The organism is Kordia sp. E, from assembly GCF_056033805.1.
The window spans coordinates 798118-819378 of sequence record NZ_JBRASR010000003.1; the positions used below are offsets into that span (position 1 = coordinate 798118).

The 21261-nt window shown below is 32.7% G+C and carries 14 protein-coding genes; 12 read left to right on the forward strand and 2 right to left on the reverse strand.

From position 1 onward, the window contains the following. The first annotated feature begins 108 nt into the window (after nucleotides 1-108). Nucleotides 109-2958, forward strand: a complete 2850-nt coding sequence (locus ACUUYC_RS16755; RefSeq protein ID WP_474267792.1) for a TonB-dependent receptor — start codon at nucleotides 109-111, stop codon at nucleotides 2956-2958. Nucleotides 2959-3160: 202 nt separating this feature from the next. Here the strand turns inward: ACUUYC_RS16755 and ACUUYC_RS16760 are convergent, their stop codons facing one another. Then, the gene (locus ACUUYC_RS16760) at nucleotides 3161-6424 is read right to left on the reverse strand and encodes a hypothetical protein (protein WP_474267794.1); all 3264 of its coding nucleotides are present in this window, start codon (nucleotides 6422-6424) and stop codon (nucleotides 3161-3163) included. Nucleotides 6425-6560: 136 nt separating this feature from the next. On the opposite strand from ACUUYC_RS16760, the gene ACUUYC_RS16765 reads away from it, so the two are divergent. The 8 genes from ACUUYC_RS16765 (at nucleotide 6561) to ACUUYC_RS16800 (ending at nucleotide 16934) form a co-directional block, all read left to right on the forward strand. After that, the gene (locus tag ACUUYC_RS16765) at nucleotides 6561-8906 is read left to right on the forward strand and encodes a TolC family protein (protein ID WP_474267796.1); all 2346 of its coding nucleotides are present in this window, start codon (nucleotides 6561-6563) and stop codon (nucleotides 8904-8906) included. Nucleotides 8907-8932: 26 nt separating this feature from the next. Beyond that, nucleotides 8933-10015 (forward strand): efflux RND transporter periplasmic adaptor subunit, encoded by a 1083-nt coding sequence (locus tag ACUUYC_RS16770; RefSeq protein WP_474267798.1) that lies wholly within the window; start codon nucleotides 8933-8935, stop codon nucleotides 10013-10015. 20 nt (nucleotides 10016-10035) lie between these two features. Next, nucleotides 10036-13152: an efflux RND transporter permease subunit gene (locus tag ACUUYC_RS16775; RefSeq protein ID WP_474267800.1), complete on the forward strand. Its 3117-nt coding sequence runs from the start codon at nucleotides 10036-10038 to the stop codon at nucleotides 13150-13152. A gap of 1 nt (nucleotide 13153) precedes the next feature. Beyond that, nucleotides 13154-13840 carry an ion channel gene (locus ACUUYC_RS16780; RefSeq protein WP_474267802.1) on the forward strand — a complete coding sequence of 229 codons (687 nt, stop codon included), beginning with the start codon at nucleotides 13154-13156 and terminating at the stop codon, nucleotides 13838-13840. Nucleotides 13841-13889: 49 nt separating this feature from the next. Next, nucleotides 13890-14909, forward strand: coding sequence for a quinone-dependent dihydroorotate dehydrogenase (locus ACUUYC_RS16785; protein WP_474267805.1), 1020 nt, complete (start codon nucleotides 13890-13892; stop codon nucleotides 14907-14909). A 165-nt stretch (nucleotides 14910-15074) separates the two neighbouring features. Beyond that, nucleotides 15075-15578, forward strand: coding sequence for a hypothetical protein (locus ACUUYC_RS16790; protein ID WP_474267807.1), 504 nt, complete (start codon nucleotides 15075-15077; stop codon nucleotides 15576-15578). A 23-nt stretch (nucleotides 15579-15601) separates the two neighbouring features. Beyond that, on the forward strand, nucleotides 15602-16291 hold the full coding sequence (locus ACUUYC_RS16795; RefSeq protein ID WP_474267809.1) for a HupE/UreJ family protein: 690 nt from the start codon (nucleotides 15602-15604) through the stop codon (nucleotides 16289-16291). 13 nt (nucleotides 16292-16304) lie between these two features. Then, a complete protein-coding gene (locus tag ACUUYC_RS16800; protein WP_474267811.1) occupies nucleotides 16305-16934 on the forward strand; it encodes a hypothetical protein in 630 nt (209 codons plus the stop codon). Nucleotides 16935-17025: 91 nt separating this feature from the next. Here the strand turns inward: ACUUYC_RS16800 and ACUUYC_RS16805 are convergent, their stop codons facing one another. Beyond that, entirely contained in the window at nucleotides 17026-17949 is a 924-nt protein-coding gene (locus tag ACUUYC_RS16805; RefSeq protein ID WP_474267814.1) for a spondin domain-containing protein, read from the reverse strand. A 114-nt stretch (nucleotides 17950-18063) separates the two neighbouring features. Here ACUUYC_RS16805 and ACUUYC_RS16810 point away from each other — a divergent pair, with 114 nt between their 5' ends. The 3 genes from ACUUYC_RS16810 (at nucleotide 18064) to guaB (ending at nucleotide 21257) form a co-directional block, all read left to right on the forward strand. Next, nucleotides 18064-18681, forward strand: coding sequence for a LysE family translocator (locus tag ACUUYC_RS16810; protein ID WP_474267816.1), 618 nt, complete (start codon nucleotides 18064-18066; stop codon nucleotides 18679-18681). Nucleotides 18682-18720: 39 nt separating this feature from the next. After that, nucleotides 18721-19584, forward strand: a complete 864-nt coding sequence (locus tag ACUUYC_RS16815) for a hydroxymethylglutaryl-CoA lyase (RefSeq protein WP_474267818.1) — start codon at nucleotides 18721-18723, stop codon at nucleotides 19582-19584. Between the two features lie 197 nt (nucleotides 19585-19781). Beyond that, on the forward strand, nucleotides 19782-21257 hold the full coding sequence (gene guaB / locus ACUUYC_RS16820) for an IMP dehydrogenase (RefSeq protein ID WP_474267820.1): 1476 nt from the start codon (nucleotides 19782-19784) through the stop codon (nucleotides 21255-21257). Nucleotides 21258-21261: the final 4 nt, after the last annotated feature.

The window sequence follows — 21261 nt, forward strand, 5'->3', positions numbered from 1 at the left end:
ACATAAAATTTGTTAGAATTAATTCGGGAATACAGAGATATAAAATCTTGTTTTTTTATTTTTTTTGGAATAAAAAGATTACATTTCAGAAACTAAAAAACCATAAATATGATTAAAAAGTACTTTATTTTAATGTTGATTACATTATTTTCCTCAACATTTTCTTATGCACAAATTACAGGAACAGTCGTAGATGACACTTCAACTCCATTGCCTGGAGTTTCTATTGTAGTAAAAGGAACTACAAAAGGCGCAACTTCAGATTTTGATGGAAAATACACAATTGACGCAAAACAGGGAGCTATATTAGTATTCTCTTATGTTGGATTTGATTCTCAGGAAGTAACTGTGAATGGAAACGTAATTAATGTAACAATGAAATCAGGACTTGGTCTTGATGAGGTGTTACTTATTGGATCTCGTAATGCTAACAGAACAGCTACTGATACAGCAGTTCCGGTAGATGTATTGGATGTTGGTGAGTTAAAAGAACGATCACCACAAATAACTGTTACCGAAATTTTAAACTATGCGGCACCTTCTTTCTCTTCCAATCCGCAAACAATTTCTGATGGAACTGACCATATTGCACCTGCATCATTACGTGGTTTAGGACCAGATCAGGTATTGGTTTTAATCAATGGAAAAAGAAGACACAAAACAGCTTTAGTAAATGTAAATGGTACATTTGGTAGAGGTAGTGTAGGTTCAGATTTATCTGCAATACCGTCAAATGCAATTGATAGAATTGAAATATTAAGAGATGGTGCTGCCGCACAATATGGTTCTGATGCCATTGCTGGAGTTATCAATATTGTTTTAAAGAAAGACACTAATAAACTTCAATTAAGTTTAACTACTGGCGCAAATTTTACAAGTGAAAGTGGACCTTCTAGAAATATTGATGGTGAAAAAGTAAATATTGGCGTAAACTACGGACTTCCAATTGGAAAAGATGGTGGTTTTATCAACTTTACAGGAAACTTTAATGTAAGAGGTTGGACAAATAGAATGCAAGAATGGCAAGGACAAATATTCAATGCATACAATTCTATTGAAAGAGTTGCTGACGCTTCAGGATATGATACATCTTTATTATTAGATAATGACTTTACAGATATTTTTAATTTTGCAGGTGCAGCTGGAATTAGCTTAACAGGAGCTGAAACACAAGCTGAACTTAGAACAATTTTAGGTGCTGATGTAACGGATAGTGAATTAGCAGCTAGAGGACAACAACGTAGTGATTTTAACATGAGAGTTGGGCAATCTAAACTAAGAGGAGCACAGTTTTTTGGAAACATGGAAATTCCTTTAGGAGAAGATTTAGATTTTTATGCTTTTGGAGGTATTGGATATAAAAATGGAAATGCAGCAGGGTTCTATAGATTGCCATATCAAAGTAGAGCATATACGCCAGCTTATATTAATGGTTTCTTACCAGAAATTAATTCAAACATTACGGATAAAGCAATTGCAGTTGGAATTAGAGGTAAAGTAGGAGATTGGAATGTAGACTTCAGTAATAACTTTGGAAAGAATGCATTTACATATAGAATTAGTAACTCTAACAATGCTTCTTTAGTAAATTCGACACCATTTGAAGCAGATTCAGGAGGATTTAATTATAGTGAAAACACAAGTAATGTTGATCTTAGTAAATACTATGAAGATACTTTTGCAGGATTAAACGTTGCTTTTGGAGCAGAATATAGAGTGGAAAACTATGCAATTGTTGCTGGAGAAGAAGCTTCGTATGCACAATACAACACATTAGGAAATATTCATGATCCAACAGATCCGACATCGGTAGTTCCAACAGACTTCTTTGGAAATAGTAGACCAGGTGGAATTCAAGTATTCCCTGGATTTAAACCAGAAAATGAAGTTGATGCATTTAGAAATTCAATTGCAGGTTATGTTGATATAGAAGCAGATTTCTCAGAATCTTTTATGGTTGCAGCAGCAATACGTTTTGAAGATTTCTCAGATTTTGGAAGTACACTAAATTTCAAATTAGCTTCTAGATTCAAAGCAACTGAGAATATTAATATTAGAGCAGGATTTCAAACAGGATTTAGAGCACCTTCATTACACCAAATTCATTACAACTCAACGTCTACATTATTTGTAAACGGAGTTCCTAATGAAGTTGGAATTTTCTCAAACACATCTCGTGTAGCGCGATTATTAGGAATTGAGGCATTAAAAGAAGAAACATCTACAGGGTTTACTTTAGGATTAACTGCAAAAGTTCCAAGTGCAAACTTAAAACTTACCATAGATGGATATCTTATAAATATTGATGATAGAGCTATCTTAACAGGTCAATTTGATGATAATGGGAATGCCGAATTAGCGAGTTTATTTGCACAAGCAAACGCTAGTAGAGCAGCTTTCTTTGCAAATTCTGTAGATACACAAACAAAAGGTATTGATATTGTTGTAGATCATAAAGCAACGTTATCAAGTAATTTAAAATTGACGAATACATTATCATTTACATTCTCAAAAACAACTGTGGAAGAAGTGAAAGTTCCGTCTGCAATAGCAGCTGCAGGATTAGCTGATACTTATTTTGATAATACAAGTAGATTGTATTTAGAAGCTGCAGTACCAAGAACAAAAGGAAACTTATCTCACAATCTTAAAATAGGAGAGAAGTGGAATATATTTTTAAGAAACAGTTATTTTGGAGAAGTAGAAGAAGCAACAAACAATGTAGATCCAAGTGTAGATAGAATCTATGCTGGTAAAATTGTAACGGATTTAAGCTTTGGATATAGTGTAAGCGAAAACTTAAAGTTAACTTTAGGAGCAAACAACTTACTAGATGTGTATCCAGATGAATCTGATCCAGCATTTCAATCAAGTGGAAGATTTATATATTCTAGACGTTCTACACAATTTGGAACAAACGGAAGACATCTTTTTGCTCGATTAAACTTATCATTATAAGTACAAAACATTTTAATACAATTAAGAAGGCTTCATATATTGAAGCCTTTTTTTATGGAGTTTATTCAGTCTTTTAAAAACATCAAACTTAAAAATATTGACTTTAGTTTCTAAGTACATGACAAGAACTGAAATATATTCGTAACTAAAAAAACCACCAAAAAATGGTGGTTTTAAATTCAATTAAAAATTTTAATTCTAATTAATTTACGGTTATCTGAATAGTTGCCGTAGAGCAATTACTGTTTGGTGTATCTGTAAAATTCTCACATAACTGATATGTTATTGTATAAACACCTGTTGGTGCATTAGGAATAACCTGATCAACTGTACCATTATTAGTATTTAAAACAAAATAATCGCTAGAATTAGTCAATTCTGTTATTGAGACTGCCCAAGTAGGAGTAATTTCTTGATTGTTTAATGTATCATTACTAAATGCATCAAACAAACCACTTGAAGTATTTGTACCATCAACGTTATCAAAAACATCATCATTTGCAATTAATATATTTGATACATTAATATTAACAGATGCAGTATCACAATTATTTGGATTTGCAATTTCACAAATAGTGTAATTAAAACTGTAGTTTCCTGAAGGTGTAAATTCTAATGGAAGTGATAAATTTCCAGTTGCATCATCTAAAACAAAATAATCATTATTAATAGTGTTATTTGTAATAGTTACATCGTTCGTATTAACAGTAACTCCATTTAAATTATCATTATTTAAAACATTAAGAACTACTAGACCTTGGGTATTACCTACAACGCCTTGATCTGCGTCATCATTTGCTGTTAAAACAGATGTATCATCTGTGTTAGTAATCCACAAACTTACTGATGCTGTTGAACAGTTATTTGGATCTGCTATCTCACAAATGGTGTATTCAAAATTATAATTTCCTGATGCTGTATTTTCGTTTACATCTATGCTTCCATCAGCATTTAAAAAGATACCGTTTGGCAAGTTAGCTGATGATACAGTTACTGTATTTGGTGTTGCAGCTTCGTTGTTTAAGGTATCATTATCTAATACATTTAATACATTTGTTGCGCCAGTACTATTGGTAACTTCGATACCATCCATACCATCTTGTATCGCTTCTATTGTATTAGTAGTAGCGTCTGTATTAGTAATCCACAAACTTACTGATGTTGTTGAACAGTTATTAGGATCTGCTATCTCACAAATGGTATATTCAAAATTATAATTTCCTGATGCTGTATTTTCGTTTACATCTATACTTCCATCAGCATTTAGAAAGATACCGTTTGGTAAATTAGCTGATGATACAGTTACTGTATTTGGTGTTGCAGCTTCGTTGTTTAAGGTATCATTATCTAATACATTTAATACATTTGTTGCGCCTGTACTATTGGTAACTTCTATACCATCCATACCATCTTCTACTGCAATTATTGTATTAGTAGTATCATCTGTATTAGTAATCCACAAACTTACTGATGTTGTTGAGCAGTTATTTGGATCTGCTATCTCACAAATGGTATATTCAAAATTATAATTTCCTGATGCTGTGTTTTCGTTTACATCTATACTTCCGTCAGCATTTAAAAAGATACCGTTTGGCAAGTTAGCTGATGATACAGTTACTGTATTTGGTGTTGCAGCTTCGTTGTTTAAGATATCATTATCTAATACATTTAATACATTTGTTGCGCCTGTACTATTGGTAATTTCTATACCATCCATACCATCTTCTACGGCAATTATTGTATTAGTAGTATCATCTGTATTAGTTATAAATAGAGACACTGATGTTGTTGAGCAGTTATTTGGATCTGCTATCTCACAAATGGTATATTCAAATTGATAATTTCCTGATGCTGTATTTTCGTTTACATCTATACTTCCGTCAGCATTTAAAAAGATACCGTTTGGCAAGTTAGCTGATGATACAGTTACTGTATTTGGTGTTGCTGCTTCGTTGTTTAAGATATCATTATCTAATACATTTAATACATTTGTTGCGCCTGTACTATTGGTAATTTCTATACCATCCATACCATCTTGTATGGCTTGTATCTCATTGGGAGCATCTGCACATAATTCTATAAGACCTAAGTCTGTTACTGGGTTTATAAAGTTTCCACTAACAACTTCAGAAATTTGATTCGTGTCAGAATTAACCGCTTGTAAATTAAAACCTGTTTCCGTACTACAATAATATGCGTTTAATGCTATTTCTCCATTATCTATAGGAAAAACATAGGTTATACCATCAAATAACAATTCTATTTCAACATAACCATTTTCTAGTGAATTATTATCGCAATCATTAAATTGAGCAGTCAATTGACTTTCTACAACATTAGGATCTGAGACTATTACTGTAATCGATGTATCAGTTGAAAAAGGACCAATTAATGTTGAGAAATTATTACCATCACAACTATAATTAGGTACAGTTAAAAACATTTGATCGTCTTGTGGCATTAAACCACACTCTAATCCATCTCCATTTGTAAATCCATAGGTTCCTATAGAATTTAATGCTGGTGAATAAATATCAATTGGTGTATAAGAGAGAGGATCTCCATTGGCATCAACCAAATTAATACATACATATACTGATGGATATGGATAATCCCAATTCCAAAATGAAAAATGTGAAACATTACCAACATAAGTATTCCCTTGTAAAGTCGCTTCTCCTTCTTCTTTCCAATATCCCAAAGCCTCATCAAAATACCATAATGGGATTGTATTTGGTGTATTTGCAGAACTATTAATAAGTGGTAGTGTTACTTCTGCCAAACTTCCTTCTGCTAATTGTAATTCTTCACCAGATGCACTTCGTAACTCAACTGCCATCATTCCATAAGTTTCTAATACACGTGCAGTACCATTAGTACGTTCGCCAAAAAGCATTCCTGGCATTTGCAAATTAATATTTTCATCAGTTGGATTTAAATGCTTTAAATGCACCTGTACCGATCCTGAATAAGAATTAGACGCTTCATCTATAAAATTACCATCAAATTTTATAGACGTACCATTAGGTAAACTTACTGTACTTTCTTCACCAGAATTAATGATTGTTGCATCATCCATACCCAACATCATTATCTCTAATAAATTGACACCAGTTTTTGGAGTTATAGTTCTAGAGGCATCAATATATCCTTGTTTCTTCGCTTTTACATAAGCAAACTTTTCAAATACTGGAGCTTCCGAAATTATAAAAACACCTTTTTCATCTGTAATAGCGGTTTGGTTTCCAATAGAAATAGAAACACCTGAAAGCGGTTGCCTAGCTTCATTAAAAATACGTCCCATAAAATTAGCTTCTATAGACGAACCAAAATTTTCAGAAAAGTTTTCTGGAATTATTTCTGACGGATCTTCATTAAAAAGAGCTGAGCTTACAGGTTCGTTATCACAAGAATTGATTGTAAAAACTAAAACTATTACTGCACAAAGTTGTTTGAGTAATTTCATATTTGAGATCTTTCAATTAAATTTAATTATCAACAAATATAGCATTCTAAAAAGAGAAAAACTTAATATAGAATAGCATTTATGCAATTATTAATGTTTACATTTAAGAAGTTAAATTAAACCTAACCACCAACGAATGAAAAAGTATTTTTTAACAGTATCGTTATTGGTAATGACATTTGCCATTTCGCAAACTAAAAAGAACTATGATATTGGAATTCTTTTAGATAACAGAACAAAAGAAGTTAATCCGTTATTGTTACAACTTGAAAATCAAATTAAAGCTGTTGTAGGAGAAGATGCAATCATTAATTTTTCAGAACAAAATATTTTGGTGAACAATTATGATTTGCAAAAAGCGCAGGAACACTATGATAAGTTGTTGCAAAACAATACAGATATCATTTTGGCTTTTGGAGTCATGAATAGTGTTATTATAAATAAGCAAAAGTCGTATGCTAAACCTACAATTTTGTTTGGAGCTGTAAATCAGGATATTGCTGGAATAGATTTGTCTAAGAAAACTTCCGGTATTAATAATTTTACGTATTTAATTGAATCTGAGTCTTATAAAGACGACTTGGAACGACTAAAACAACTTACCAATTTCAAAAAAGTTGGAATCATTATAGAAAGACAACTTGTAGATGTATTGCAATTACAAAAAGCTTTTGAACCCATTATAAGTAAATTAGATGCGGAATATAAAGTGATTCCATTTTCTTCTGTGTCAGATATTACGAGTAACCTAACTGATGTAGATGCAGTATATATTGCAGGAGGATTTTTTCTGAAAGATGAAGAAGTAAAAGAACTCGCAAAGACATTTATCACAAAAAAAATACCATCATTTACTGTTAATGGAATAGATCAGGTAAAAGCTGGGTTTATGGCAACGAACCAATCGGAAGACAACTTAGATCAATTTATAAGAAGAATATCGCTTATAATAGAATCGTATGTAAATGGAACTCCGCTTGCGCAACAACCAGTTTTCATAGAATACAATTCAAGATTGACAGTTAATTACAATACAACAGAATTGGTTGATGTTCCTATAAAATATAGCCTGATAAACGATACTGACTTTGTGGGAGAATTTAAGAATGCAATCTCTGAAAAGCAATACAACTTGCTTACTGTTATTGAAGGAGTATTAGGTGAAAATCTTTCATTACAATCATTGCAAAAAGATGTAGACCTGAGTGCACAGGATATAAAAACAGCAAAAAGTAATTATTTGCCAAGTCTTACAGCTGCTGCTTCTGGAACATATGTAGATCCGAAAGTAGCAGAAATAAGTAATGGACAGAGTCCTGAATTTTCAACAGCAGGGAATCTTACATTACAACAAACTGTTTTCTCAGAATCTGCAAATGCAAATATTGACATTCAAAAAAACTTACAAAAAGCACAACAAGAGAATTATAATGCTGAAGAGTTAAATACAATCTTCAATGCTTCAAATGCTTATTTTAATACATTAATTTCAAAAGCAAATGCACAGATAAGATTAAGAAACTTATCATTAACCAAAAAGAACTTACAATTAGCTCAGCAAAATTTTGATGCAGGAGAATCTGGAAAATCAGATATGTTGCGTTTTCGTAGTGAAATGGCGCAAAATACGCAAGTAATGATAGAAGCTGCTAATCAACTAGAACAAGCATTTATAGCGTTGAATCAATTATTAAATAATCCAGTTTCAACTGAAATAGATATAGAAGATGTTGAATTAGACAAAGGAATATTTGAAAACTACAATTACGATCAACTTACAGAACTGTTAGATGATCCAAAACTTAGAGAACCATTCATAGAATTTCTAATTGAAGAAGCACAAAATAATGCACCCGAATTAAAAGCCTTAGGATACAATTTAATAGTTACGGAACGTAATATAAAGTTAAATGGAAACGGACGTTTTTTACCAACTGTAGCATTACAAGGACAATACAATCATACATTTAGTCGCTCTGGAGCGGGAAGTACATTCCCTACTGGATTTCCAGCAAGTCCCGATGGAAATTATAATGTAGGATTAAATGTTTCAATTCCATTATTTAATAGAAATCAAACGAATATCAATAAGCAAATCGCGACGATTCAAAAAGATCAAATAGAAATTAATCAAGACAATACAAAGCTATCTATTTCTGCAAATATTCGAAATAGTGTACTAAATCTTGTAAATCAGATTTCTAATATAGAATTATCTAAAGTATCTGAAGAAACTGCGAAAGAATCACTTGATTTAACACAAACGTCTTATTCTAATGGCGCTGTAAACGTAGTTCAGCTCTTAGATGCGCAAAACAATTACCTAAATGCACAATTATCAAGAACGAATGCTATTTATAATTATTTAATTAATGCATTACAACTAGAACGCTATTTAGGCTATTACTTCCTATTGAATTCTGAAAGCGAAAACACAAAATTTAGACAACGTTTTTTAGAATTTTTAAATAACAAAAACTAACCAATCAACGCAAAATCATACTAAAGATGAAGCATTTACATAACATATTATTAATCGCAACGCTATTAATTTTTACTTCCTGTGGAGAAGAAGAAAAAAAGCAAGAGCAATCAAAACGTCCTGTGAAATATCAAGAAGTTGGTTATTTGGGCGGTGAAAAAATCAGAACTTTTAGCGGAACTGCTCAAACTGATAAAATTATAAAAATGAGCTTTCGAAACTCTGGAATCATTACACAACTTAATGTAAAGCTAGGTCAGAAAGTAAAAAAAGGGCAACTATTAGGGAAGTTAGATAATGTACAATCTCGATTGTCTTATGAGCAAGCTGTAACGCAAGTAAATAGTGCAGAATCTCAAGTAAATACTGCCAAGCTAAGTTTAAATAGAGTGCGTGCATTATATGAAAAAGGAAGCTCATCTCTTAGTGATTTTGAAGCTGCTAAAAACTCATACAAAACGGCGTTTGAAAGCTACAAATCTTCTAAAAGAGGTTTGGCTATTCAACAAGAACAAGTAAACTATGGTTATTTATATGCTCCTGAAAATGGTACGATAGCCACTGTAGATGCTGAAATAGATGAAAATGTAACTACTGGACAGTTAATAGCTACGCTAAACTCAGGGAAAGAAATGGAAATCACATTAGGGATTCCTGAAAGCGTTATTAATGGTGTTAAAAATGGAATGAATGTAGCTGTAGATTTTTCTTCACTATCAAATGAAAAATTTCAAGCCAAAGTAACTGAAGTTTCTCCCGCTGTAGATGCAAATACTGCAACATATCCAGTACGTGTAACACTGAACAATCTTTCTGATAAAATAAAAAGTGGAATGACAGCCAATGTTACCTTTGACTTTGGTGATCGAAAAATGGACAATAAAACACTAGTGGTTCCAGCGTATGCTGTTGGAGAAGATAGTAATGGACGTTTTGTATTCTTAATAGAAGGTGAAGGAGAGAATGCGAAAGTGAAAAAGCATAAAATAACTATTGGAACATTGACTCCAGAAGGATTTGAAGTAAAATCTGGATTAACAGTTGGACAAAAAATCGCAACTGCCGGATTGCAAACTTTATTGAATGGTCAAGAAGTTAAATTACAATAATCTATCAACACAATAGTCATATGAATTTAGCAAAATTTTCCATAGAAAAGAACAGAATTACGTTAATGGTGTTGATTACTATCATCCTTATGGGAGTTGTAATGTATTCTGGACTATCAAGAGATAGTATGCCACCGTTTACTATACGTGTAGCTTCTGTAGTATCTGTATTTCCAGGAGCAAGCCCTGAACGTGTAGAACAATTGGTTTCTGATAAAATTGAAAAATTAGCACAAGAACTTCCAGAACTAAAAGAAGTTACAAGTACGTCTAGAACCGGATTATCCATAGTGACAATAACGTTAAAAGATGAGGTTGCAGAAACAAAACTGCAAGCTGTTTGGGATCGTTTACGTAGAAAAATAAATTCAGTTCAAGGATTGCCAGAAGGTGTAAATCCCGATTTGCAAGATGATGGAATTGGTGATGTATATGGAATTGTAGTTGGAATTACTTCTGATGGATATTCCTATGCGGAAATGAAAGAATATGCAGATGATATTAAAGACGACTTAATAAAGCTTCCAGACGCAGCAAAAGTAGTTTTAGGAGGTATTCAAGAAGAACGTGTATTTGTAGAATTTGATAATGCACGATTAAAAGAATACGGTTTGTCAGCTTCTAAACTGCAACAAATGATTGCCTCTACAAACATCTTAAGTTCAGGAGGACAAGTAAATACAGGGGAAGAACGCGTAATTTTAGAACCAACAGGAAATTTTAATTCGGTTGCTGAAATTCGAGAAATGCTAATTCCAGTTGGAGCAAGTGGTTCACAATTGGTCAAGCTTGGAGACATAACAACTATTCGTAAAGGCTATATAGATCCACCAACTCAGAAAGTAAGATTAAATGGTAAAGATGCAGTTTCCTTACATGTAAATCTAAAGAAAAACTCTAATGTTATCAAGCTTGGAGAAGAAGTTGATAAAGTTTTAAATCAATGGAAAGGGCGATTGCCAGTAGGATTGGAGCTTACGCGTGTATCTTCATTAGACACGTATATAGATAATAAAGTTCAAAATTTTATAAGTAACCTAATGCAATCTATAGCAATAGTTCTTATAGTAATGCTAATCTTTTTAGGACTAAGAACTGGATTCATAATAGCAAGTTTAATTCCTATTGTAGTCATTATGACATTAATGATCATGGGAATCATGAAAATGGGATTAAATCAGGTAACATTAGCAGCATTAATCATGGCATTGGGAATGTTGGTTGATAATGCTATTGTGGTGGCAGAAACCATTATGGTAAAGATTGAGCAAGGTGTTGAGAAAAAAGCTGCTGCAATTGATGCCTTTTCAGAATTGTGGATGCCGTTATTAATTTCTACATTAACCACATCGGCAGCATTCTTAGCTTTTTATATGTCGCCAACATCTATGGGAGACATTGTAGGACCTATCTTTGTGGTAATTACGATTGCATTAATGTCTTCTTGGGTGATTGCGTTAACAGTAATCACAATGTTCTGTTACCTATTCTTAAAAGTAGTACCAAAAGGAGAAAAGAAACTCAGTTTTATAGATAAAATTATAAACAAGCTAAAAGGATATTATAAGAATTTAATACTAACAGCATTAGCACATAAGTACAAAGTAATTGCAGGTATTTTTCTTGTATTCTTTATTTCCTTATATGGATTTACTAAAATTCCATTTCTGTTCTTTCCAGACAGTGATCGAAATATGGTAACTATAGATATTAATTTACCTTCTGGTACAAAAATAGAAGCAACCACAGCTGTAGTGAAAAAACTAGAGCAATATATGACGGATTCATTACAGACAAATGATTCTAGAGCTACAGGAATTGTTGATTGGTCGTCCTACATTGGACAAGGACCAGAATCCTATGATTTAGGATATTCGCAAGATGAAGCAAACTCAAGTTATGCGCACATCTTAGTAAATACATCTTCTTTTAACGATAATAATGAAATGATTGGTAAATTGGATGCATTTGGCTTTGAAAACTTCCCTAACGCTGATATTAAGGTTGGTTCGCTTGCTGCTGGTGGAGGAGGAACGCCAATAGAAATAAAAGTTTCGGGAGCAAGTCCTGATGAATTGGCAAAAATATCTGAAAGTGTAAAAATAAAACTATTTCAAATTTCAGGAACAAAAAATATAAAAGATGATTGGGGACCAAAAAGTAAAAAGTTCTTAATTCAGATAGATCAAAACAGAGCGCAAACAGCCGGAATTTCTAGTCAGGATATCGCCACTTCTTTACAAACTGTTTTAGATGGATTTCAAACAGGAGAATACCGAGAAGAGGACAAATCAATTCCTATCTTAATGCGTAGCAATGCAAGTCAACAACAATCATTAGCATCACTTGAAACGTTAAATATATATGCGCAAAACTCTGGGAAAAGTGTGCCTTTGTTGCAAGTAGCTACAATAGTTCCCCAATGGCAATACTCTAAAATAAAACGATTAGACTTAAGAAAAACAGTCAATGTTACTAGTGAATTACGTGAAGGAGGAAATGCTTCCGCAATTACAGCAGCAATTACACCATGGTTAGATGAGCAATTAAAAACTTGGCCACAAGGATACGCATATGAATTTGGAGGCGATGCAAAAAGTTCAGCTGAAAGTATGGGCTCTGTAATTGCATACTTGCCCTTATCAGCATTCATCATCGTGATGTTATTGATCATACAATTCAATTCGTTTAGAAAAATGAGTATGGTTGTATTAACAATTCCTTTAGCTGTTATTGGTGTAGTTATTGGGTTATTAATCTTTGGTGAACCATTTGGATTCATGCCTTTCTTAGGAGTCATTTCATTAGCAGGAATCGTAATTAACAATGCAATCGTATTAATTGACCGTATGGAAATAGAGCAAAACGACTTAGGTCGTTCTGAGCAAGATGCTGTAATAACTGCTTGTTTGCAACGTTTTCGTCCTATCTTACTTGCTACTTTCACAACGGTATTAGGACTAATTCCATTATACCTAAGTGGAGGAGAAATGTGGGAAGGAATGGCTGTAAGTATTATGGTTGGACTATTATTCGGAACTGTAATTACCTTGTTATTTATTCCAGCACTATATAGCGCTTTGTTTAGAGTGAACTACAAGAGTTATGAATTCAATGAAAAACTATTAGAAGACTAAAATGAAATCAATAATTGCATACTTATACAGACACAGGTTTGAAATATTTCTTGTAACACAGTTATTTATTTTATTTGGATCATTGTTTTTCCCGCATGATTTATACGAGTATATTTTATTACCTATTTTATTCTTATTAAACATAGTTTCTGGAATTTTACTAGTTTCTAAAAGCAGGAAATTAATGTGGTTTCTAATTTCCTTATTTCTAATATCTAGCATTGTTTTTGGAAGTAGTATGGTTACTAAATCAGAAAACGGAAACTATATTTTAGCAAGAATGTCTATATATTTTATTTTTCATATCATCGTGGCATGGCAAATTATAAAACAAGTATGGAGAGAAAAAAAGGTAGATAAAACTGTTATCATGGGATTAATGAGCGGTTATATTTCCTTAGGGTTCTTGGCATTTTTTATGTTTATGTCAATAGAATTAGTGAATCCAAATTCATTTGAAGGTATTCTTTTGGAAAACAGCGATTTTGGATTACGCGTTGACGGCATCATGTATTATGCATACATTACGCTATTAACTATAGGGTATGGAGAAATAGTTCCTGTAACACCAATAGCCCAAAAAGCTGCAATATTAGTAGGTTTAGTAGGGCAATTTTATATAGCGATTATTACAACAGTTGTTGTTGCAAAGTATATAAATCAGGCAGTAGTTAAAAATAGTAAATAAAACATTTTAGCTTTTAAAAAATAGGCTATTTTTGCACAAACAAAACAACATGTACCAATTCCTCGTAAAGCCTATTCTTTTTCTATTTGACCCTGAAAAAGTACACCATTTTACCTTTTCATTAGTTCGAACACTTTCTAAAATTCCTTTTGTAAAAAATATATTTAGAGGAATATATAGTGTAAATGATAAACGTTTAGAACGTACTATTTTTGGCTTAACGTTTAAAAACCCTGTCGGATTAGCTGCCGGATTTGATAAAGATGCCAAACTCTATAATGAACTCTCAAACTTTGGTTTTGGATTTATAGAAATAGGAACTCTAACACCAAAACCACAAGTTGGAAATCCTAAAAAACGATTATTTCGCTTAAAGCAAGATGAAGCAATCATCAATCGTATGGGATTCAATAATGGTGGTGTTCATGAAGCTGTGACACGTTTAAAGAAAAACAAAGGTGTATTAATTGGAGGAAACATCGGGAAGAATAAAATTACACCAAATGAAGAAGCAGTAGAAGATTACAAAATATGTTTTGAAGCCTTATTTCCACATGTAGACTACTTTGTTGTAAATGTAAGTTCACCAAATACGCCAAATCTACGTGCGTTGCAAGACAAAGAACCGTTGACAAAGTTATTGACAACCTTGCAAACAATGAACAATGCAAAAGATGCTCCAAAACCAATTCTATTAAAAATTGCTCCCGATTTAACTAACGAACAATTAGAAGACATTATAGAAATTGTAGCTGAAACAAAAATTGCTGGCGTTATTGCTACTAATACAACAATTTCACGTGAAGGTTTGCAATCGCCAGACAAAGGAGAAATGGGCGGATTAAGTGGAAAACCATTAACAAATAGATCTACGGAAGTCATTCGATTCTTAGCAGAAAAAAGCAACAAAGCGTTTCCAATCATTGGAGTAGGAGGAATTCACTCTGCGGAAGATGCATTAGAAAAATTGGATGCTGGCGCAGACTTAGTACAACTCTATACAGGATTCATCTATCAAGGTCCAAAATTGATTAAAGATATCAACAAGCGAATTCTGGAGAAAATGTAGATTTCTATTAGATGATTTTGATCTTAGTTAGAATTCTATTAGCTTTAAAAATCAATCCTAGATAAACAAATTTTAGATTTGATTATAAGAGAAATATACTGAATTCGGTATGTACTTACATTAGCTGTAAGGTTAAGTGAAACCTCTCAAAAAGGAATATATAGTATGATTTTAAAAGCTAAAGTATCGACAATTTACGAATGTACATTGGAGAGAGCATTTAAAACACCAATGCTTTGTGATATTTCAAAAATTCATACAGGATTTGGAATTATGCCTAAAGTAACTCACACAACAAATGATGAAAATTGGGGAAAACTAGGTTCAAGTAAAAAAGTTTTTACTGCAAAATCACTAACTCAAAAAGGAGGATTCTCTTCTGTAGACTATATTATTGAAAGAAATGAAAATAAATATTGGAAAATTCAAGTTGATGATTTCCAATTTTGGGTCTTGGGATTTTACAAATTTATTGGAGAATGGAAAACTACAGAATTGGATAGTAATAAAATACTTGTAGAATATAGCTATTCATTACATTCAAAAAATAGATTACTTTACCCGTTTAACTGGTTATTTGTAAAAACATTTTGGAAAATATATATGAAACGTGTTTTGAATAATATAAAAGAATTGGCGTATGATAATGAACCATATCAATACGAATAAACATACACACTAATTAAAACGATATGAAATTAGTAAAAATATCAACTCCTATACTCCTAATACTATGTTGCCTTATTTCTGTTTCAGCCTATGCACATGGAGTAGATGAGGAGACACAATCATTCTTAACATCAAACAAAGGGATAGCTTTTGGACCTTTTTTATATATAGGCGCAAAACACATGATCACAGGATACGACCATTTACTTTTTTTGGTGGGAGTTATCTTTTTTTTATATCGAACCAAAGAAATTATCACCTATGTAAGCTTTTTTACTATCGGACATAGCGTTACACTTTTATTTGGTGTTATGGCAGATATAAATGTAAATGCCTATTTAATCGATGCTATAATTGGACTTTCTATTGTCTATAAAGGTTTTGACAATTTAGGAGGACTCAAAAAAATATTTGGAAAACAACCCAATACTAAAATAGCCGTTCTAATTTTTGGATTATTTCATGGCTTTGGACTTGCAACGAAATTACAAGGATTTGAATTTGATAAAGAAGGGCTTTTTACTAATTTATTGGGCTTTAACTTAGGTGTAGAAATTGGTCAATTTTTAGCATTAGGACTTATACTCCTAATTATTTCATTTTGGCGACGGTATAGTAGTTATATCAAATTCTCTAAAATCACTAACATACTTTTAATGGCAGCTGGCTTTTTGTTGCTTGGTTATCAATTAACAGGATACTTTATTTCTTAATATATATTATAATATGACAACAAATAATCAACCTAATTTAACTAAAGTCCAATTACTAAAATCACTACTCATTGCATTCATAATTGGTGTTATTGTACTATTAATAGCAGTGCTACCTGCGGAATATGGTATGGATCCATTAGGAACAGGTAAATTGTTTGGTTTTTCTAAGTTATATCAAGGAGATGAACAAATAGAAACTAATGAAACCTCTTCTAGTTTAAATTTTGAGAAAATTAAAATGGAAAAATTAGGTTCTCCTTCAAATGTGCCAAAGCCTAGTGAAGCAGATAATCCTCCACCAGAAATTCAGTATCCAGAAAGAGAAGATTCTATAGAAGTGATTGTGCCGGCTAAAAAAGGAATTGAATATAAATTTAAAAGCCGAAAATATGGTAGTATTAAATATGAATGGACAACAGATAAAGGGATTGTTTATATAGATTTTCATGGAGAAGTAAAAGAAGAAAATCCGCCAGAAAATGTATTTTATGAAAGTTACACGCTTGCATATTCAAACAATATGGCAGGAACTCTAACTGCTCCTTTTGAAGGGAAACATGGTTGGTATTTTAGAAACGAAACCGACTCAGCTATTGTCGTTACAATTAGACTAAATGGGCAGTATGAACTATTTAAATAAAATGCTAGCTGGAGACAGCGTGTATCGGAGCCAATCCCAAAAATGACTAAATACAGACCTATTGATTTCATAAATCAAAAAGTCAACCCAATTACAATAAAACTCTTTTAGTAATACTACCGTTTTCTGTTTGAAGTTTCAAAATATACACTCCATGTTGAATGCTAGGAAACGAAAGTGTATAATTTGCTTGATTTGTTGGGTTTGTATTGCGCTTTATTACATTTCCATATACATCATACAATTCAATTGTACTAATGTTTTTTCGAGTCGTATTATAAACTTGAATTGATTTTGAAGTACTATTTGTACTAATATGAATAGGCGTTGTTGTTGTAAAATCGTCTACACTTAGTGAAACCAAAGAAATTGTGAGTGTACCAACTTTTGCATTAGAAAAAGGTGCAATATTCTGTAAACTAGTAATTGGTTGCTGCGGAACTGTTTCAGGATTGTCAAACGAATACAAATCACCATCTTCAGTTCCAGCATCATATGGATACAAATCCAATACAATAGAAGGAATCCAATCTCCATTAGTATCAATCAATGACAAACTATTTACTTGAATCATCCAATCAGGACTTGGCGCAATCATAGAAGCTAATGAAAGTAATGGGAAATCTTTATCGGCAGTAATATCTTTAGAAGCACTACTTGTTGGGGAAAAGGCATCAAAAGGCTGTTCAATATAAGTATGAGCGTTTCCAGCTGTAATAGCATTTTGAACTTCCTGATTAAATTCATCATTAATACCACTTTCAGCAACATTTTCTATACCAGTAGTAGCAAATAATCCTGCACCAACAAATGTAATATTATCATTATGAGTAGCACCAACTAAATTAGACCAATGCGCACTAAACGGAAAACCAGTTGAAGGATGCGTTACATTACTCCAAGTTCCCTCAAAAGTAATAGTATAATTAGCTGTTTGCGTTTGTGAAAATGCCGTAAATGAATAGAAAAATAAAAGACATAAAGAAATACGTGGTAACAATTGGATAGTTTTCATAACTGATAATAATTTTCCTTTTATTAACTCAGTCGTATAAAAAGTAATCTTCATTACAAAAAATACAATAGATAAATAAAAAAACATATTTTTATACACTTAAAAACAATAGTATTGGACATAGAAATACTTATAGGATTTATTGCTGCCACATCTTTACTGGCAATAACGCCAGGACCTGATAATATATACGTACTAATGCAAAGTATTGTAAATGGTCGTAAATACGGAATAGCAACAGTTTTAGGGTTAATGTCAGGTTGTTTAATTCATACTTCGGTAGTTGCTTTTGGAGCTTCAACCATATTAAAAGAAAATCCAAGATTATTCTTTATCATAAAACTATTTGGTGCTTTATATCTCGTTTATTTAGCATATAAAGTTTTTAAAAGTTCAGGAGATATTGAATTAGGAAATGATGCAATTCCTAAAAAAAGTGTATTTCAACTATTCAAACAAGGATTTATCATGAATGTATTAAATCCGAAAGTAACACTATTTTTTCTGGCATTATTTCCAGGATTTCTATTTAGTGAAGATATGAGTAAAGTGATTCAGTTCTATGTATTAGGGTTACTATTTATGCTAGTATCTTTTATCATTTTTAGTTCTATAGCTGTCTTAGCAGGAATTATCTCAGACAAGCTAAAAAGCAACAAAAAAATAGGAATCTATATGAAGTGGATACAAATTGTAGTATTTGTTGGAATAGCAATATTTATCATGTTATAAATTTCCTAAAACGTTTTCGTTGATTATCTTTGACGTTCTATGGAAAACATTAAAATAATAGAATGCCCACGAGATGCCATGCAAGGTATCAAGATGTTTATTCCTACTGAAAAAAAAGTACAATACATTCAATCACTACTTCGTGTAGGATTTGATACGATTGACTTTGGAAGTTTTGTATCGCCAAAAGCAATTCCGCAAATGGTGGATACTGCTGAGGTTTTATCCAAACTAGACTTATCTACCACAAAAAGTAAATTACTAGCAATTGTTGCAAATGTTCGTGGTGCAAATGACGCAAGTATACATCCTGAAATTCAATACTTAGGATATCCGTTTTCCATTTCTGAGAATTTTCAAATGCGGAATACACACAAAACTATTGCACAATCCATAGAAACGCTGCAAGAAATTCTAAACATTGCAGACAAAACCAACAAAGAAGTTGTTGCCTATCTCTCTATGGGATTTGGAAATCCATATGGTGATCCTTGGAATGTAGAAATAGTAGGCGAGTGGACAGAGAAACTTTCTAACATGGGCGTGAAAATATTATCGCTTTCTGATACGATCGGTTCTTCAACACCAGATGTGATCGATTACTTATATGCAAACTTAATTCCTAAATACCCAGAAATTGAATTTGGAGCGCATTTACACACAACACCAACATTATGGCACGAAAAAGTTGATGCGGCTTACAAAGCAGGTTGCAGACGTTTTGATGGTGCTATACAAGGATTTGGTGGTTGTCCAATGGCAAAAGACGAGCTTACCGGAAATATGCCAACCGAGAAAATGGTTTCGTATTTTACAGCTGTTAAAGCGAACTCAGGTGTGCAAGCCATGAGTTTTGAATCATCTTACAATGAAGCTTCTAAGATTTTTAATGAATATCATTAACAAATTAAAAATGTAAAAGGATTTTTTAAAATCTAATACTAAGTAACTTCGCGCAAAGCGAGATAAAAACCTCATTACTAAATACTAACTGCTCAATACTAAACACAGCACATTAATAAATTGTTATCTAGTATACGTAATAGTAGTAATTATATAAAAAGTGGTATATTCGCGTGCAATTATACTTTAATTGCACCATGACAGCACACAACAACAAAATTTTAGGTGAAGGACTAACATACGACGATGTTTTATTAGTTCCCGCTTTCTCAGAAGTACTTCCAAGAGAAGTCAGCATTCAAACAAAATTTACTAAAAATATAACGATCAACGTTCCTATTATATCGGCAGCGATGGATACGGTTACAGAATCTTCTATGGCAATAGCAATGGCCCGTGAAGGTGGAATTGGTGTTTTGCACAAAAACATGACGATTGCCCGACAAGCGCAAAAAGTTAGAAAAGTGAAACGTGCCGAGAGCGGAATGATTATCGACCCTGTAACGTTACCATTAACTGCTGTTGTTTCTGATGCGAAAGCAAACATGAAAGAACATAGTATTGGAGGAATTCCAATTGTAGATGAAAATGGAACGCTAAAGGGAATAGTAACCAATAGAGATTTGCGCTTTGAGCACAACAATCAACGCCCGATAGTTGAGGTAATGACAAGTGAAAACTTAATCACTTCTTCAGAAGGAACTTCATTAAAAGATGCGGAAGCAATTCTTCAAAAAAATAAAATTGAAAAACTTTTAATTGTAGATGATAACTACATTCTAAAAGGACTTATTACATTTAGAGATATTACGAAAGTAACACAGAAACCGATTGCCAATAAAGACTCATACGGACGTTTACGTGTAGCAGCAGCTTTAGGAGTTACAGCAGATGCTGTTGATAGAGCAGAAGCACTTGTAAAAGCAGGAGTTGATGCAGTTGTGATTGATACTGCACACGGACATACAAAAGGTGTTGTAACGGTACTAAAAGATGTAAAAGCTAAGTTTCCTAACTTAGATGTTATTGTTGGAAACATTGCAACAGGTGATGCAGCTCGCTACTTAGTAGAAGCTGGCGCTGATGCTGTAAAAGTTGGTATTGGTCCAGGATCAATCTGTACAACACGTGTGGTAGCCGGAGTTGGTTTCCCACAATTCTCAGCAGTATTGGAAGTTTCAGCAGCTATAAAAGGTAGTGGCGTTCCAGTAATTGCAGATGGAGGAATTCGTTACACAGGTGATATTCCAAAAGCAATTGCAGCTGGAGCAGATTCTGTAATGTTAGGTTCACTACTAGCAGGAACAAAAGAATCGCCTGGAGAAACGATTATATACGAAGGAAGAAAATTCAAATCATATCGCGGAATGGGTTCTGTAGAAGCAATGAAACAAGGTTCTAAAGATCGTTATTTCCAGGATGTGGAAGCTGATATAAAAAAGCTAGTCCCAGAAGGTATTGTAGGACGTGTTCCTTACAAAGGAGACTTAGATGAAAGTATTCATCAGTTTATTGGAGGATTACGCGCTGGAATGGGATATTGTGGAGCAAAAGATATTGAAACACTAAAAGAAAGTGGGAAATTTGTACGAATCACAGCAAGTGGAATCAATGAAAGTCATCCGCATGATGTAGCAATTACCAAAGAAGCACCAAATTATTCAAGACGTTAATTAA

Coding starts and splice junctions, on each gene's coding strand:
- ACUUYC_RS16785 (WP_474267805.1), top strand. CDS start 13,890: ATGTACCAATTCCTCGTAAAGCCTATTCTTTTTCTATTTGACCCTGAA.
- ACUUYC_RS16770 (WP_474267798.1), top strand. CDS start 8,933: ATGAAGCATTTACATAACATATTATTAATCGCAACGCTATTAATTTTT.
- ACUUYC_RS16760 (WP_474267794.1), bottom strand. CDS start 6,424: ATGAAATTACTCAAACAACTTTGTGCAGTAATAGTTTTAGTTTTTACA.
- guaB (WP_474267820.1), top strand. CDS start 19,782: ATGACAGCACACAACAACAAAATTTTAGGTGAAGGACTAACATACGAC.
- ACUUYC_RS16775 (WP_474267800.1), top strand. CDS start 10,036: ATGAATTTAGCAAAATTTTCCATAGAAAAGAACAGAATTACGTTAATG.
- ACUUYC_RS16800 (WP_474267811.1), top strand. CDS start 16,305: ATGACAACAAATAATCAACCTAATTTAACTAAAGTCCAATTACTAAAA.
- ACUUYC_RS16795 (WP_474267809.1), top strand. CDS start 15,602: ATGAAATTAGTAAAAATATCAACTCCTATACTCCTAATACTATGTTGC.
- ACUUYC_RS16790 (WP_474267807.1), top strand. CDS start 15,075: ATGATTTTAAAAGCTAAAGTATCGACAATTTACGAATGTACATTGGAG.
- ACUUYC_RS16755 (WP_474267792.1), top strand. CDS start 109: ATGATTAAAAAGTACTTTATTTTAATGTTGATTACATTATTTTCCTCA.
- ACUUYC_RS16765 (WP_474267796.1), top strand. CDS start 6,561: ATGAAAAAGTATTTTTTAACAGTATCGTTATTGGTAATGACATTTGCC.
- ACUUYC_RS16805 (WP_474267814.1), bottom strand. CDS start 17,949: ATGAAAACTATCCAATTGTTACCACGTATTTCTTTATGTCTTTTATTT.
- ACUUYC_RS16780 (WP_474267802.1), top strand. CDS start 13,154: ATGAAATCAATAATTGCATACTTATACAGACACAGGTTTGAAATATTT.
- ACUUYC_RS16815 (WP_474267818.1), top strand. CDS start 18,721: ATGGAAAACATTAAAATAATAGAATGCCCACGAGATGCCATGCAAGGT.